Source organism: Halomicrococcus pelagicus, from assembly GCF_051917725.1.
Taxonomy (GTDB): Archaea; Halobacteriota; Halobacteria; order Halobacteriales; family Haladaptataceae; genus Halomicrococcus.
The window spans coordinates 795553-809471 of record NZ_JBQBLX010000002.1 but is presented as its reverse complement, the minus strand read 5'-3'; the positions used below and the strand labels follow the sequence as shown (position 1 = coordinate 809471).

The 13919-nt window shown below is 68.3% G+C and carries 16 protein-coding genes; 6 read left to right on the top strand and 10 right to left on the bottom strand.

Features of this window, described 5'->3' with window-relative positions; translation table 11 throughout:
- Nucleotides 1-28: 28 nt before the first annotated feature.
- Nucleotides 29-1792 (top strand): nitrite/sulfite reductase, encoded by a 1764-nt coding sequence (locus tag ACTF4R_RS09025; RefSeq protein ID WP_440007523.1) that lies wholly within the window; start codon nucleotides 29-31, stop codon nucleotides 1790-1792.
- A complete protein-coding gene (locus ACTF4R_RS09020) occupies nucleotides 1785-3452 on the top strand; it encodes a Coenzyme F420 hydrogenase/dehydrogenase, beta subunit C-terminal domain (RefSeq protein ID WP_440007522.1) in 1668 nt (555 codons plus the stop codon). The genes ACTF4R_RS09025 and ACTF4R_RS09020 overlap by 8 nt, the downstream gene beginning before the upstream one ends.
- A gap of 10 nt (nucleotides 3453-3462) precedes the next feature.
- On the opposite strand, the gene ACTF4R_RS09015 is transcribed toward ACTF4R_RS09020, so the two are convergent.
- A complete protein-coding gene (locus ACTF4R_RS09015; protein ID WP_440007521.1) occupies nucleotides 3463-4017 on the bottom strand; it encodes an endonuclease dU in 555 nt (184 codons plus the stop codon).
- Between the two features lies 1 nt (nucleotide 4018).
- Entirely contained in the window at nucleotides 4019-4198 is a 180-nt protein-coding gene (locus ACTF4R_RS09010; RefSeq protein ID WP_113275178.1) for a DUF5786 family protein, read from the bottom strand.
- A gap of 82 nt (nucleotides 4199-4280) precedes the next feature.
- Between ACTF4R_RS09010 and ACTF4R_RS09005 the strand changes: the two genes are divergently transcribed.
- The gene (locus tag ACTF4R_RS09005) at nucleotides 4281-4892 is read left to right on the top strand and encodes an MBL fold metallo-hydrolase (RefSeq protein WP_440007520.1); all 612 of its coding nucleotides are present in this window, start codon (nucleotides 4281-4283) and stop codon (nucleotides 4890-4892) included.
- A gap of 51 nt (nucleotides 4893-4943) precedes the next feature.
- Entirely contained in the window at nucleotides 4944-5483 is a 540-nt protein-coding gene (locus tag ACTF4R_RS09000; RefSeq protein WP_440007519.1) for a GNAT family N-acetyltransferase, read from the top strand.
- 56 nt (nucleotides 5484-5539) lie between these two features.
- Here ACTF4R_RS09000 and ACTF4R_RS08995 read toward each other — a convergent pair whose 3' ends face one another.
- Together ACTF4R_RS08995 and ACTF4R_RS08990 are read right to left on the bottom strand one after the other, a co-directional pair.
- Entirely contained in the window at nucleotides 5540-5689 is a 150-nt protein-coding gene (locus tag ACTF4R_RS08995; protein ID WP_113275175.1) for a 50S ribosomal protein L40e, read from the bottom strand.
- Nucleotides 5690-5734: 45 nt separating this feature from the next.
- Complete coding sequence (locus tag ACTF4R_RS08990) at nucleotides 5735-6235, bottom strand: DUF367 family protein (RefSeq protein ID WP_440007518.1); 501 nt, start codon at nucleotides 6233-6235, stop codon at nucleotides 5735-5737.
- A gap of 126 nt (nucleotides 6236-6361) precedes the next feature.
- Between ACTF4R_RS08990 and ACTF4R_RS08985 the strand changes: the two genes are divergently transcribed.
- Nucleotides 6362-6706 carry a nuclear transport factor 2 family protein gene (locus ACTF4R_RS08985; RefSeq protein ID WP_440007516.1) on the top strand — a complete coding sequence of 115 codons (345 nt, stop codon included), beginning with the start codon at nucleotides 6362-6364 and terminating at the stop codon, nucleotides 6704-6706.
- A gap of 57 nt (nucleotides 6707-6763) precedes the next feature.
- Nucleotides 6764-7813 carry an NAD(P)-dependent glycerol-1-phosphate dehydrogenase gene (locus ACTF4R_RS08980; RefSeq protein WP_433623233.1) on the top strand — a complete coding sequence of 350 codons (1050 nt, stop codon included), beginning with the start codon at nucleotides 6764-6766 and terminating at the stop codon, nucleotides 7811-7813.
- Between the two features lie 15 nt (nucleotides 7814-7828).
- Here the strand turns inward: ACTF4R_RS08980 and ACTF4R_RS08975 are convergent, their stop codons facing one another.
- The 6 genes from ACTF4R_RS08975 to ACTF4R_RS08950 all read right to left on the bottom strand — a co-directional run bounded on the left by ACTF4R_RS08975 (nucleotide 7829) and on the right by ACTF4R_RS08950 (nucleotide 13913).
- On the bottom strand, nucleotides 7829-8284 hold the full coding sequence (locus tag ACTF4R_RS08975; RefSeq protein WP_440007514.1) for a DoxX family protein: 456 nt from the start codon (nucleotides 8282-8284) through the stop codon (nucleotides 7829-7831).
- A 132-nt stretch (nucleotides 8285-8416) separates the two neighbouring features.
- Nucleotides 8417-9241 (bottom strand): ABC transporter permease, encoded by an 825-nt coding sequence (locus ACTF4R_RS08970; RefSeq protein WP_440007512.1) that lies wholly within the window; start codon nucleotides 9239-9241, stop codon nucleotides 8417-8419.
- The gene (locus ACTF4R_RS08965) at nucleotides 9238-10185 is read right to left on the bottom strand and encodes an ATP-binding cassette domain-containing protein (protein ID WP_440007510.1); all 948 of its coding nucleotides are present in this window, start codon (nucleotides 10183-10185) and stop codon (nucleotides 9238-9240) included. The genes ACTF4R_RS08970 and ACTF4R_RS08965 overlap by 4 nt, the downstream gene beginning before the upstream one ends.
- Before the next feature lie 292 nt (nucleotides 10186-10477).
- Nucleotides 10478-12151, bottom strand: coding sequence for a Na+/H+ antiporter NhaC family protein (locus ACTF4R_RS08960; protein ID WP_440007508.1), 1674 nt, complete (start codon nucleotides 12149-12151; stop codon nucleotides 10478-10480).
- 118 nt (nucleotides 12152-12269) lie between these two features.
- Nucleotides 12270-13040: an amino acid ABC transporter ATP-binding protein gene (locus ACTF4R_RS08955; protein WP_440007506.1), complete on the bottom strand. Its 771-nt coding sequence runs from the start codon at nucleotides 13038-13040 to the stop codon at nucleotides 12270-12272.
- The gene (locus tag ACTF4R_RS08950) at nucleotides 13041-13913 is read right to left on the bottom strand and encodes an amino acid ABC transporter permease (RefSeq protein ID WP_440007504.1); all 873 of its coding nucleotides are present in this window, start codon (nucleotides 13911-13913) and stop codon (nucleotides 13041-13043) included.
- Between the last annotated feature and the right edge of the window lie 6 nt (nucleotides 13914-13919).

The window sequence follows — 13919 nt, the reverse complement described above, 5'->3', positions numbered from 1 at the left end:
GAGGGGAACGCAACGGGAGGGAAGACCAGTGAACACGGTCGAGGAGTGGAAACAGAACAAACACCCGCTCGACGTCGTCGAGGACGTCCGTCGGTACGCCGAGGAGGACCTCTCGTTCGACGAGATAGAGGAGCGAGCGGGCGACGGCGAGTGGGAGCGTCTCAAGTGGGCGGGGATGTACACCCAGAAGCAGCGGGGGTACTTCATGGTCCGGACGAAGGTGCCGGGCGGCCGCCTGACGCCGGCGCAGGCCGAGACGGTCGGCGAGGTGGCCGACGACCTGGCGCGAGCGCCCGAGGAGCACGGCGGCGACGCACAGAACCCGCTGTTCGGGGACGCGTACATGGACATCACCACCCGCCAGGACGTCCAGATGCACTGGATCGAACTGGAGGACGTTCCCGAACTCTGGCGGCGCTACGACGACGTGGGTCTCACCACCGTCCAGGGGTGTGGCGACTCGGCGCGGAACGTGCTCGGGTGTCCCGCCGCGGGCCTGACGGACCACGACTGCTTCGACGCCCAGCCCGTAGTGGACGCCGTCTCGGAGTTCTTCACCGAGAACCGCGAGTACGCCAACCTCCCGCGGAAGTTCAAGATGACCATCACGGGGTGTCGCCACGACTGCGCCCAGTCGCAGATCAACGACGTTGGCATGACGCCGGCGAAGAGGGAGATCGGCGACGAGTGGTACTACGGGTTCCACGCCCGCGTCGGCGGCGGCCTCTCCGACGGCCCGCGGATGGCGTCCGACCTCGACGTGTTCGTCCGCCCGGAGGACGCCGTCGAGTTCACCCGCGCGGTCGCCCAGACGTTCAAGGAACTCGGCGACCGCAACAACCGGGGCGTCTGCCGGATGCGCTACCTCGTCGAGCAGATGGGGGCCGACGCGTTCGAGGAGGCGGTCCGCGACCGGTGCGAGGTCGACCTCCTGTCGCGGGGAACCGACCTCACGGAGGGGTACGTCGGCGACCACGTCGGCGTCCACGACCAGAAGCAGGACGGTCTCAAGTACGTCGGCTTCAACGTGGTCTCGGGGCGCATCGGCGGCGACGAGTTCGCGGAGGCCGCGCGGGCCGCGCGGGAGTACGGCACCGAGGACAGCACCGTCCGCCTCGCGACGGACCAGAACTTCCTCGTCACGCACGTTCCGGAGGAGAGCGTCGAGGACCTGGTGAACGAGGCGTTCGCCGCCGACTATCAGCCGGACCCCGGACCGTTCGCCCGCGGCGCCGTCGGCTGCACGGGCAGCGAGTTCTGCAACTACGGCATCATCGAGACCAAGAACCGCACCAAACGGTGGGCGCGCGAACTCGACGAGCGCATCGACACGCCCGACGACCTCGACGTCGTGCGGATGCACATGAGCGGCTGCTCGGCGTCGTGCGCCCAGCCCCAGATAGCCGACATCGGCTTCCGCGGCGAGACGGTCGCGGTGCTCGGCGACGACGAGGCGAAAGTGAACGTCGACGACGAGGGGACGGAGCGGTTCGAGTCGGAGGTCGACGAGCCGGTCGACGGAGCGGGCGACGACAGCATCGTCGAGGGCATGGACGTCGGCCTCGGTGGGAGCCTCGGCGCGGACAACGCCTTCATCGACTGGGTCGAGACGGCGGTGCCGGCCGACGCGGTCGTCCCCGCGCTCGAACGCCTGTTCGAGTCGTACGCGGAGGAACGTCGCGACGGCGAGCGGTTCTACGGCTGGAGCCGCCGCACGGACGGCGACCGCCTGCGCTCCATCATGCAGCAGGCCGACGCCGACGTCTCGGGAGGTGTCGCGGTCGATGACTGACCGCGACCCCCGTCGGACCGACGACGACGGCGGCGAGCCGCTGCCGGGCGTCCCCGAGTACGAGAGCGGAGACGAAGACGTCGTGCCGCCGGTCGCCGACCGGCCGGAACAGGGCGGGTCGAGGGACGACCGAAGACCGTTCAAGTACCGCCGGGCCGACGCGTCCGCGTCCGACGAGCGCCCCGCGGACGGTGCGCGCAGCGAGACCGGCGGCCCCGACGCGAGCGACGCCTGCGGCTGCGGGACCTGCGGCTGCGGGGGCGAGTCCGACGCCGAGTCGAGCGGTCCGGCGGCCGTCGAGGACGGCGGCGCGACGCCGGCGAACGTCGACGGCGAGGGGAACCTCCGCGACGTCGAGTTCACCGCGCCCGCGGAGGGCAAGAGCCAGGACCTGGAGAACGGCGACGCGCCCGACGAGCGCGTGGGCGTCCCGGACGGCGTCACGCTCGACACGCCGGAGTACGGCATCCGCAGCGAGATGAACGACATCGACACGCCGGACGACAAGACGTGGTTCATGGAGCTGGACGACGCAGTCATCGACGAGGACCGCTGCATCCAGTGCGGCACCTGCGTCGCGGCGTGTCCCTCGGACTCCATCGGCATCGGCGACGACGCCCTGCCGAAGCTGGTGAAGATGTGCACCGGCTGCTCGCTCTGCTGGGACTTCTGTCCCCGCGGCGGCATGCGCTACGAGCGCCAGTGGAAGATAACCGGCGGCGACGACAACGTGAGCGGTGCGGGCGACCCCCTCACCGAGTACTCGGCGCAGGTCCGGGACGACTGGCGCGAGAACGCCCAGGACGGCGGCGTGGTGACGGCCGTCCTGAGTAGCCTGCTGGAGGCCGGCGAGATAGACGGCGCGCTCGTCGCCACGGAGTCCGACGACGAGCCGTGGAAGGCGGAGAGCTTCCTCGCGACAACCCACGAGGAACTGGTCGCGAACGCCGGCAGCTTCTACAACCAGACGATGGCGCTCGGCAACCTCGACCTCGGCCAGTGGGAGCACAAGCTCCCCGACGAGGACCCCGAGGACCTCAGCCTCGCGCTCGTGGGGACGCCCTGCGAGATAGAGGGCATCCGCGCGCTCCAGGACTTCGAGTGGGACTACCAGTCCCACGAGACCGGCGTCCGCGCGGTCGATTACACCATCGCGCTGATGTGCACCAAGAACTTCAACCACCAGCGCCTCTTCGGCGACCAGCTCGAAGAGAACCACGGCATCCCGCCCGAGGACATCGAGCGCCTCGACGTGGTGGACGGCCGACTGACCGTCCAGGGCCGCGACGGCGACGTCCTGCTCGACGAGGACATCCGGGAGTTCCACGACGCCGCCCTCAAGGGCTGTGACGAGTGCGCCGACTTCACGGGCTACGCAGCCGACCTCACCGTCGGGTCGGTCGGAAGCTCCGACGGGTTCTCGTCCGTCATCGTGCGGACCGAGACCGGGGAGGAGGCGTGGGACCACGCCGAACCCGCGCTCGACTACCACGACCTCGAAGACCGGAGCGCCGTCGGCGGCCTCCAGAGCTGGGACAAGAGCCGGGCGTTCGAGGCGCTCGAACGCCCCTTCGACCCGGACGCGCCGCGGTTCATCGACTACACGGACCACGTCGAGAACTACGGCACGACGCTCAATCCGCACGAGGAGGACCACTGAGGCGGTTCGGTCACGCGTCGCGCCACTCGTCGGCGGCGCGCGCGGCGAGGCGGGCGACCCGGAGCGGTTCCGGCCGACCGCCCTCCGGCGTGAACGCCCGGACCACGTCGTCGGCCTCGCGCTCGTCCATGCCGACCGAGCGGACGAAGACGGTCTGGTCGTTGACGGCGAGTTCGCGGCGCGGTGGCTGGTCGCGGTAGACGTCGCGACGGCGGGCGAGTTCCTCGCCGGAGAACTCGGCGTCGAGGGCCTCCTCCAGGCCGTCGCTCTCCTCGAAGGTGACGGAGAGGACCGGACGCTCGACGGCCGCCTGAATCCGGTTGAGGTCGAGAACGTTGTACCACGACAGCGCCAGCCCCGCGAGGAGAACGTAGCGCACGTCCTCGCGGTCGAGGCGGGTGACGAGGTCGACGACGGTGTCGGTGGCGTCGGTGCCGCCGACCGTACAGGAACCGAAAACGAATCCGTCGACGACCCGGCTGGCGCGGGTCACCGCACCGGCGAGCGTGCTGGCGTCGCCGCGGTACGACTCCGCGACGCCGAGCGCACGGACGCCGGATTTCACGTCACTCCTCGTCTTTGATGTCCGAGAGCCGGTCGATCAGTTCGTCGTTAGACGCTCCGATCTCGAAGTCGACGCTCCCGTCGTGGTCGTGTTCGGTGGTGTTCACGCCACTGTCGTCGTTCAAGTCGGCGTCGTACTCCTGGTTGTCTTGTTCGGATTCGTCGTAGCTCCCGAAGCCCATACTGATTGTCACTACTCGCTTCGGCTACTAAAATCGCACGCCGCCCGTCAGGACTTTGCCAGTTGCGCCGCAACCGGCCAGCATGCGAGTCTACAACGTCACCGCCGACGCCGAGACGTTCACCTGCAACGCCTATCTCGCGCTCGGCGACCGGACCGTTCTCGTGGACGCCGGAGCGATGGATGGGGTCGTGGAGGCGGTCCGGGAACGCACGGACGACCTCGACGCGGTCGTGCTCACCCACCAGCACGGCGACCACGTCGAACGACTGGACGCCGTCCTCGACGCGTTCGACGCCGACCTCGCGGCGTACGCCGACCACCCCCGACGAACCCGCGAACTGGCCGACGGCGACGTCGTCGACATCGGCGACGAGACGTTCGAAGCCGTCCACACGCCGGGCCACGCCGACGACCACCTCGCGTTCGTCGGCGACGCGACCATCTTCAGCGGCGACGTGGTCGTCCACGACGACGGTGCGTTCGACGACGGGAGTTTCGGCCGCACCGACATGCCGGGACAGTCCCGCGAGCGACTCATCGAGAGCCTCCACGAGATACTGGACCGCTTCCCCGACGGCGTCGAGAACATGTACGCCGGCCACGGCGGCGAGTTCCACGGGGACGTGCGCGAGGTGATAGAACGGGCGCTGGAGCGCGCCGAGCGACGCGAACCGAAGTATCCGGACGAGTAGCGGCGTCGCACGCCACGAAACCTTTTCGTATCAGTTATCGTACTACCGGGTATGCCCGGTCCCGTCTTCCTGGAAGGCGACGGCATCGAACTCAGGACGGTCGAGGAGGCGGACCTGGAGTTCCTCCAGGCGACCATCAACGACCCGGCCGTCCGGGAGTATCTCGGCAGTCGACCGCCGATAAACGGTCGGCAAGAGCGAGAGTGGTACGAGGAGCGATGTTCGAACGACGACCACACGAACCTGCTCGTCTGCCGGGACGGCGAACCGATGGGATCCATCGGTCTCCACCCGAAGGACCAGACGGAGGCCAGCGCCGAGATCGGCATCTTCCTCGCCGAGCGGTACTGGGGAGAGGGGTACGGCACCGAGGCGAGCAGGCTCGTCACCGACTACGCGTTCCGCGAGCGCCGCCACCACCGCGTGATGGCCCGCGTCTTCGAGGGCAACGCGGGGTCGGCGCGCATCTGGGAGAAACTCGGCTTCCGCCACGAGGGGCGATTCCGGGAGGCCGAGTTCCTCGACGGCGAGTACGTCGACGTCGACTACTACGCCGTCCTCGAAGACGAGTGGTTCGACGGGGAGCGGTAGCCAGCGGTGGACGCGCCGCTCGCGGCGGGTCGACGTCGAGGAGAATCGGTCGGCGGTTACGCGCTACGCGACTCCGTGCTCTTCGGGCGGAGGTTGCCGTAGCCGCACTTGCGACACTGGTCGGCTCGCTGGGGGTTCCGCGCGTTACACCGCATGCAGATCATCTTCTTGAGCATCCGTTCTTCCGCGGGGTCGAAGCTAGCCATACCGTCGATTTCGTCCGACCGCGTTTAAACGTTTCCGAGTCGTTCTCACTCGCCGGCGTCGAGGTACTCCTGCTGGACGGCGACCACCTCGGAGGAGTCCTCGCAGTCGGCGTACCGCCGTAGCGGTTCGGCGTTGAGTTCGAGGAAGGTCTCCCCCCAGGTGAACTTCCCGAGGATATCCTCGGCCTGCTCGCGCTCGCCGAGGATGGAGAGCGCCGCGGCGAACGCCTCGACGGTCGTCAGTCGGAACGGCTTGCCGTAGTTGACGGGGTTGGCGGCGACGAGGAACGGGAGCGCCCGGTGGACGCCGGGCATCTCGAACAGGGCCGCCTCCGCGGTCTCCCACGAGCAGTCGAGCGCGACGAGACGGTCGCTCTCGGCGCGGTCGGCCGGCGACAGCGCCTGCTCGGCGTGGGGGTTGAGCACGACCCCGTACGGCGTCGCCCGGGTCGTGCGATGGAGTTCCGCCATCTCGAACCGGGCGAGCTTTCGCGCCGTGCACTTGTCGGGGTCGTCGTCGCCCTCGTAGCGCACGTGGAGGTTCACGCTCTCCCGTAGGAGCGAGTCGGTGAAAAGCGTCCGGAAAGGAGTCGAACGCGCCGCCAGGGACCCGCCGGGGACCGAGTTCCGCGAGACGCCATCCTCAAGGACGACCCCTGCGTCGTCTCGGGCATGGACGCCGAGACCGTCGTTCGGGGGTACTATCGCGCCATCGACGACCACGACTACGAGGCGTTCGCCGACCTGCTGGCTCCGGCGGTGGTCCACCGCCGTCCCGACCGGACAATCGAGGGCCGGGAGACGCTCGTGACGTTCATGCGCGACGAGCGCCCGGACGCAGAGACCAGCCACGAGGTGGACCGGGTGTTCGCGGACGCGACGCCCGGCGAGGCGGACGCGACGGTGGCGGTCCGGGGGCGACTCCGCGACGCGACGGGCGAGCGACTGTTCGCGTTCGTGGACGTGTTCTCGGTCGCTGACGAACGGATAGCGGAGATAGAGACGTTCACGCGGTAGGCGGCCGGGGTGCCGCGAGAGAAAAACGGTTATCCCGACGGGCGAGAGACTGGGGGTATGTTCGACAAGTCCACCTGGATTCGCCTGCCCCGGAACGTGGTGGTGGGTCACGGCGTCCTCTCGGAGACGGTGGACGCCGTCAGCGAACTGCATCTCGACGGGCGACCGCTGGTCGTCACGAGTCCGACGCCGCGCGAGGTGGCGGCCGAGCGCGTCGCCGAGGGCTTCGAGGACGCCGGCACCGACACCGAGACCATCGTCGTCGACGAGGCGAGCTTCGACGCCGTGACGCGGGTCATCGACGCCGCCCGAGAGGCGGACGCCGGCTTCCTCGTCGGCGTCGGCGGCGGGAAGGCCATCGACATCGCGAAGATGGCCAGCGACGAACTCGACGTGGGGTTCGTCTCCGTCCCGACCGCGGCGAGCCACGACGGCATCGTCAGCGGGCGAGGCTCGGTCCCCGACGAGGGGACCCGCCACAGCGTCGCCGCCGAACCGCCGCTCGCGGTGGTCGCCGACACCGAAATCCTGGCCGACGCGCCGTGGCGGCTCACCACCGCGGGCTGTGCGGACATCATCAGCAACTACACCGCGGTCAAGGACTGGCGGCTCGCCCAGCGCCTGCAGAACGTCGAGTACTCCGAGTACGGCGCCGCGCTCGCGGAGATGACCGCCGAGATGCTGGTCGACAACGCGGACTCCATCAAGCCCGGCCTGGAGGAGTCGGCGTGGGTCGTCGTGAAGGCCCTCGTGTCCTCCGGCGTCGCCATGTCCATCGCCGGCTCCTCGCGTCCCGCCAGCGGCGCGGAACATCTCTTCTCTCACCAGCTCGACCGCATCGCGCCGGGCGCGGCGCTGCACGGCCACCAGGTCGGCGTCGGCTCCATCGTCACCGAGTACCTCCACGGCGGCGACTGGCGCGGCATCCGGGACGCGCTGGCGACCATCGGTGCGCCGACGACGGCGGAGGAACTCGGCATCGACGACGCCACCGTCATCGAGGCGCTGACGACCGCCCACGAGATACGCGACCGCTACACGATACTGGGGAACGGCATGAACGAGGCGGCGGCCGTCGAGGCGGCCGAGACGACGGGCGTCATCTGACGGTCCGACCCCGAATCAATCGTCGCGGGCGACCCGCATGAACGCGAGCGCGCCGCCGAGCAGCGCCGCGTTCTTCAGGAAGTGTGTCATCTGCTGTTCGCGCTGCTGGTCGTCCTCGACGTTCCAGAAGTCGTGCATGAACGGCGTGGTGCTCACGAGGAACGTGGCGACCGCGCCGGCCGCGAGCGTCGGGAGTTTCCAGAGCGCGATGCCGCCCCCGCCGAACAGCAGTGTGCCGCTGATGGCCGGAACCGTCCTCTCGGGCATCGGCGCGTCCTTCCCTTTCGCGTACGCTATCATCTCGTCCAGGTCGCGGAAGTTGTCGAGCGCCGTGAACGCCAGCACGCCCCCGAACAGGACGCGGGCGAGTCGAAACCCTCGGGAATGAGTCTCGACGGGCGCTTCGTCGGTGGTCTCCGTCTCCGTTGCCTCGGACTTCTGCTCGGTCGATTCACTGTCGAGGAGTGGCACGAACGTCCGTAGACGAGGGAACGACTTACCTCTGTTCGCCGCTCGGACCGACCTCGTTCGGTCGCGACGGGCCGGCGACGGGGTCGGGGGACGGAGAAATCGACCACCGCGAAGGGGGAAGCGCCCGGCGGCTCAGCTCAGGTCGACGCTCCGGAACCGCAGGTAGCCGAGCGCCACCGGGACGACGAGCCAGGCGAGCAGGATGACGAACAGGAACCAGGTGTCGAGGTAGAACGGAACCTCGCCGAGGACGGCCTCGAACTGGGTCGTGGCGTTCTCGTTGATGAGCAGGGTCGAGAGCGTGGAGTAGGCGTTCTTCGGGTTGAGCACCTGCACGAGGAAGAACCACGGCGGCAGTTCGCCCGTCGGCAGTCCGCCTTCGACGACGTAGAAGACGCCGAGCGGGACGAAGTCCCAGATGAGCTGGAAGACGAAGAACAGCCCTATCGCGCCCGCCATCGCCCGCGACCGGGTCGCCGCCAGCGACGAGAATCCGATAGCGATGCCGACGAAGGCGGTGGCGAACAGCAGCGTCAGCACGCCGAGTACAGCGAAATCGACCACCGGGACGGTCCCGTAGTTCAGCAGCAGGACGGCCGCGCCGGCGACGAAGGCGACGACGGTCGCCACGCCGACGACGACGGACCGTCCGACGAGTTTGCCGAAGACGACGTCGCCGCGCGTGTGGGGCAGGCCGAGCAGCAGCTTGATGCTTCCCGACTCGCGTTCGCCCGCGATGGCGAGGTAGGCGACGACGAGCGCCGCGAGCGGGATTATCAGGCTCGCGGGCGTGCCGAGCCAGTTGATGGCGTCGGCGGCGCTCGGGTTGGTGTTCATGGCGTCGTAGGCGTACATTCCGCCGGCCGTCGTCAGCACGAACAGGACGGTGATGGCCCACAGCATCTTCGAGCGAGCCGCGTCTTCGAAGTCCTTGCGCGCGACGACCGCCCAGCTCATGCCGACACCTCCTCGCCGGTCCGGACGTCGTTCGACCCGGACGTGTAGGCGGTGAAGAGGTCCTCCAGCGAGGACTCCTTCGTGGTGATGTCGGTCACGGTCGCGCCCGTCTCCTCGACGCGGTTGATGACCTTGGCCTTCGCGTTCGAGGCGGTGTACGTGACGGTGAGGACGCTACCGTCGGTGGTCGCGTCGGTGACGCCGTTGACGTCGCGGACGGCGGCGACCGCGGACTCGTCGAGCGGCGGGTCGACGGTGAGTTCCATCGTCGCACCCGTGCCGACGGACTCGCGCAGTCCGTCGATGGTGTCGACGGCGACGAGTTCGCCGTCGCTCATGATGCCGACGCGGTCGCAGACGGCCTCGACCTGCGAGAGGATGTGGCTGGAGAAGAACACGGCCGTGCCCGAGTCGGCCTCCGTCCGGATGATGTCGCGCATCTCCCGGACGCCGTTCGGGTCGAGACCGTTGGAGGGTTCGTCGAGGATGAGCAGGTCCGGGTCGCCGACGAGCGCCATTCCGAGCGTGACGCGCTGGCGCATCCCCGTGGAGTAGTCGCCCGCGGGTCGTTCGGCGTCGTCGCGGTCGAGGCCGACGCGGTCGAGGATGGCGTCGACGTCGTCGTCGCTCCCCTTGGAGTCGATGGCGAACTGGACGTGTTTGCGCCCCGAGAGCCGGTCGTAGAGGTCGAACGCGTCCGGCAGGATGCCGATGCGCTGGTGGATCGCCTGCGTCTCCTCCTGTGCGTCGGCCCCGAGGACCGTGGCAGTGCCCTGGGTGGGTCGGACGTAGTCCAGCAACATGTTGATGGTCGTGGACTTGCCCGAACCGTTCGGACCGAGGAAGCCGAAGATTTCGCCCTCTTCGACCTGGAGGTCGAGGTCGCGCACCGCGACCACGTCGCCGAACCGCTTCGTGAGACCGTTCGTCTGGATGGCGGCCATGTCGGTTGATTGAACGGAAGGCAGTTAAAAGTACGCTGTCACGTCGACGCGTACCACGGCGTGAGCGGCGCTGCCGTGCAAATTCGCCAGGGTATTCCTGCGGCGCTGGAGTGCTGAAGGGTCGACGGAATCCGCTCCGGGGTCGGCGCGCTCGAAGGAACGGTCGCGAACGCGAGCGGAGACGAGCCACGCCGCGAACGCGACGACTCCCGGCGGGGGAACGGTCCCGGCAGTCCGGACAGCGGGGACGACTCCGGGAGTGTGAACCGACGAAGGGAGAAGACGCGGGGGTTCAGTACGGCAGGATACGGAACCCGTTCGGGAGCGCGTACCCGAGTATCAGGAAGAGGAGGGCGGAGATGGTCGCACAGATGACGGCGTAGGGAATCTGGGTGCGGACGTGGACGAGGTGGTCGCTACCGCTGGTCGACGACGCGAGGACGGTGGTGTCGCTGATGGGCGAACTGTGGTCGCCGAAGATGCCGCCCGAGAAGACCGCGCCCATCACGAGGGGAAGGTTCGCGCCCGTCGAGAACGCCACCGGGATGGCGATGGGGAACATGATGCCGTAGGTCGCCCAGGAACTCCCGTCGGAGAAGCTGACGGCGCTGGTGACGAGGAACAGCGAGAGGGGGACGACGGCGGCCGGGACGCCCGAGAACCAGTCGGTGACGAACGCCGAGATGCCGAGCGTCGTCACGGAGTTCTGGATGGCGGTGGCGAACATGAGGATGACCGCGGCGAGCAGGATGCCCTTGAACCCGCGCATCATCGCGTCGGTGGCGTCCTCGTTGCTCGGGATGTCGCCCCGGAGACGGTAGAGGACGAACGCGACCACCAGGCCTGCGGCCGAGGCGAGACCGAGGCGGATGCCGCCGATGTCGAACGCCCACTTGCCGCCCGCCGGAAGTATGAACTCGTACCCGCCGAGCGAGAACAGCGTCGTCATCTGGGGGGCGGAGACGACGGGGCTCGGGCGCCAGAACATCGCGCCGAGGCCGACCAGTATCATGGTGGCGATGGGGATGGCGAAGTTGCGCCAGTCGGGGTCCGCCGTCTCGGACATCTCGTACTGGTCCATCTCGCGGGATATCATCGGGTCGTCGTCCTCGCCGACGACGCCGCCGCCGTTGCGCGCCCGCTCCTCCTCGTGCTTCATGCCGAAGATGTTCGGGAACACCTGCCAGGCGACGAGGCCGGCGATGACGAGCGCCGTCCACGAGTAGAAGCCGAACGCGAGGCTGTTGAAGAACAGCGGCCATATCTGGGCGGTGGCGGCGGCCGGGCCGTCGCCGGTCTGGGTGACGTAGTTCCCCATGTCGGCGGGGAGGCTTCCGCTCGCCGCGGCCTGTTCGATGCCGCTGCCGATGAAGCCGATGAGCGCGACGCCCCACGTCGAGTAGAAGGCGAGTCGCGCGGCGGGCGACCCGGCCGAGTCGACGTAGTAGGCCAGTTTCGCCCGCGAGACGTCGTACTTGTCGGTCAGCGGGCGCATCATCGAGCCGACCACGAGGCAGTTGAAGTAGTCGTCGATGTGGATGGCGGTGCCGGCGAGGAAGGCGGCCTTCTCGGCGTCGGCCGCCGAGTCAGCCCGCTCGGTCAGCGCTTCGAGAACGCCCTGTATCGCCCCCGCCCGTATCATCAACCCTATCATGCCGCCGATGGCGAAGATGGCCATGAGGACGTTCTTGACGTACCAGGTCGAGGAGAAGAGGGGCGCGGTGGCGATGAGTTCTGGAACGTGCTTCACGCCGAGCACCGCGCCGAGTGCCGGTCCCAGCGCGCCGCCGGCTATGTCCGGGGGAACGCCGACGGTCTCCGGCCTGAACGCGCCGTAGACGACGCCGGCGCTGGCGACGCCGACGAACAGACCGATTATCGCGTCCCGGGTGTACCACGCGAGACTGATAGCGAGCAGCGCCGGGAGTAGCGACCACGGACCCGTAGTTATCTCTTCGAGAGCCATACCCCCCTTTGCCAACCCCGGCGATAAATGAGTTATGGTGGTTGCAGAAGAGAGAGTTCAGAATGAAAAACGTACAGAAGAAGAGACGCCAGGAACGACTATCGCAGGCGGCGCTCGGTTAGCGGACCCGGGAGAGGAACTGCTTCGCGCGTTCTGTTTCTGGACTGTCGAAGAGGTCCGATGGCGGCCCGGTCTCGACGATGCGCCCCTCGGACATCAACACGACGCGGTCGCCCACCTCGCGGGCGAAGCCCATCTCGTGCGTGACGACGAGCATCGTCATCCCCTCCTCGGCGAGCGTCCGCATGACCCCCAGGACCTCGCCGACGAGTTCCGGGTCCAGCGCCGACGTCACCTCGTCGAACAGCATCACCTCGGGGTCCATCGCCAGCGCCCGCGCGATGGCGACGCGCTGTTGCTGGCCGCCCGAGAGTTCCGCCGGGTAGGAGTCCATCTGGTCGCCCAGTCCGACCGCCTCCAGCAACTCCCGTCCGCGCTGTCTGGCGTCGGCCTTCGAGAGTCCGCGAACGCGAATCGGCGCGAGCGTGACGTTCTGCAGCGCGGTCTTGTGCGGGAAGAGGTTGAAGTGCTGGAACACCATCCCGACCTTCTGGCGGAGGCGGTTCACGTCCACCCCGGGCGCGGTGATGGACTGGCCCGCGATGCGGACCTCGCCGCTCTGTATCTCCTCCAGTCGGTTCGCACACCGCAGCAGCGTGGACTTGCCGCTCCCGCTCGGCCCGATGACGACGACGACCTCCTGGGGGTCCACCGCGAGGTCGACGTCCTTCAGGACGTGGGCGCTCCCGAAGTACTTGTCCACGCCGTCGAACTCGACCATCGGCTCGCCCGTAACCTGCTCCGCGGTCGTCCGCACGGCGTCGCTCATCTAGTGGTCACCCCAGGTGAACCAGTTTCTCGACCCCTCCCCGTCCTCGCCGTCCGACCCCCACTCGGCGCGGGTTTCGAGGTACTGGACCAGTCGCATGAGCGGAAGCGTGATGGCGAGGTACGTCACCGCGACGAGAACTATCGGCGTCCACGGGTCGAACTGGTTGGAGTTGATCTCCCGGAACACCGTGAGTATCTCGGGAAACGCGATGACCGTCAACAGCGAGGTGTCTTTCACGAGGATGACCTGGTCGTTGCCGATGGCGGCCAGCGAGTTGCGCCACGCTTGCGGGAGGACGACCTCCCGCATCGAATCGACGTACGCCATCCCCAGCGACCGCGCGGCCTCCATCTGCCCCTCCGGGACGGCGTTGATGCCGCCTTTGATGGCCTCGCCGACGTAGGCCGCGTGGTTCAGCGTCAGCGCGATGACGGCCGTGGCGAAACTCCAGTTCCCGACGGGGAACTCCCCCGGCGGCCACAGCGACGGGATGCCGAGGTAGATGATGAAGAGCTGGAACAGGAGCGGCGTCCCCCGGAAGAACTGGACGTACGCGGTGGCTATCGCGTGGGTGATGGACGTGCGCGACACCCGTCCGAGACCGACGAACACCCCCGCGGTGACCGCGAGGACGCTGGAGATGAGGACGACCTTGACGACGCGAACGAACGCCTCGACGAACCGCGGAATCACGGCGAACAGCAGGTCGTAGTCCACGTACTCCAGCAGGACGAGTGCGATGAACGCGAGTATCGCCGCGGTGAACAGAAGCGACACCGCGATGCCCGCCCACCTGACCCGTTCGTCGGTTACCACCCCCTCGCCGACCGAGACTTCGCTGCCGGGGTCCTCTGTGTACGTCTCGCCCATTGGGTG

Excerpts from the sequence above, each read along its gene's own strand:
- ACTF4R_RS08980 (WP_433623233.1), top strand. The coding sequence starts at position 6,764 with ATGTTCGACAAGTCCACCTGGATTCGCCTGCCCCGGAACGTGGTGGTG.
- ACTF4R_RS08950 (WP_440007504.1), bottom strand. The coding sequence starts at position 13,913 with ATGGGCGAGACGTACACAGAGGACCCCGGCAGCGAAGTCTCGGTCGGC.
- ACTF4R_RS08995 (WP_113275175.1), bottom strand. The coding sequence starts at position 5,689 with ATGGCTAGCTTCGACCCCGCGGAAGAACGGATGCTCAAGAAGATGATC.
- ACTF4R_RS08965 (WP_440007510.1), bottom strand. The coding sequence starts at position 10,185 with ATGGCCGCCATCCAGACGAACGGTCTCACGAAGCGGTTCGGCGACGTG.
- ACTF4R_RS09020 (WP_440007522.1), top strand. The coding sequence starts at position 1,785 with ATGACTGACCGCGACCCCCGTCGGACCGACGACGACGGCGGCGAGCCG.
- ACTF4R_RS08955 (WP_440007506.1), bottom strand. The coding sequence starts at position 13,040 with ATGAGCGACGCCGTGCGGACGACCGCGGAGCAGGTTACGGGCGAGCCG.
- ACTF4R_RS09005 (WP_440007520.1), top strand. The coding sequence starts at position 4,281 with ATGCGAGTCTACAACGTCACCGCCGACGCCGAGACGTTCACCTGCAAC.
- ACTF4R_RS08960 (WP_440007508.1), bottom strand. The coding sequence starts at position 12,151 with ATGGCTCTCGAAGAGATAACTACGGGTCCGTGGTCGCTACTCCCGGCG.
- ACTF4R_RS08985 (WP_440007516.1), top strand. The coding sequence starts at position 6,362 with ATGGACGCCGAGACCGTCGTTCGGGGGTACTATCGCGCCATCGACGAC.
- ACTF4R_RS09000 (WP_440007519.1), top strand. The coding sequence starts at position 4,944 with ATGCCCGGTCCCGTCTTCCTGGAAGGCGACGGCATCGAACTCAGGACG.
- ACTF4R_RS08970 (WP_440007512.1), bottom strand. The coding sequence starts at position 9,241 with ATGAGCTGGGCGGTCGTCGCGCGCAAGGACTTCGAAGACGCGGCTCGC.
- ACTF4R_RS09010 (WP_113275178.1), bottom strand. The coding sequence starts at position 4,198 with ATGGGCTTCGGGAGCTACGACGAATCCGAACAAGACAACCAGGAGTAC.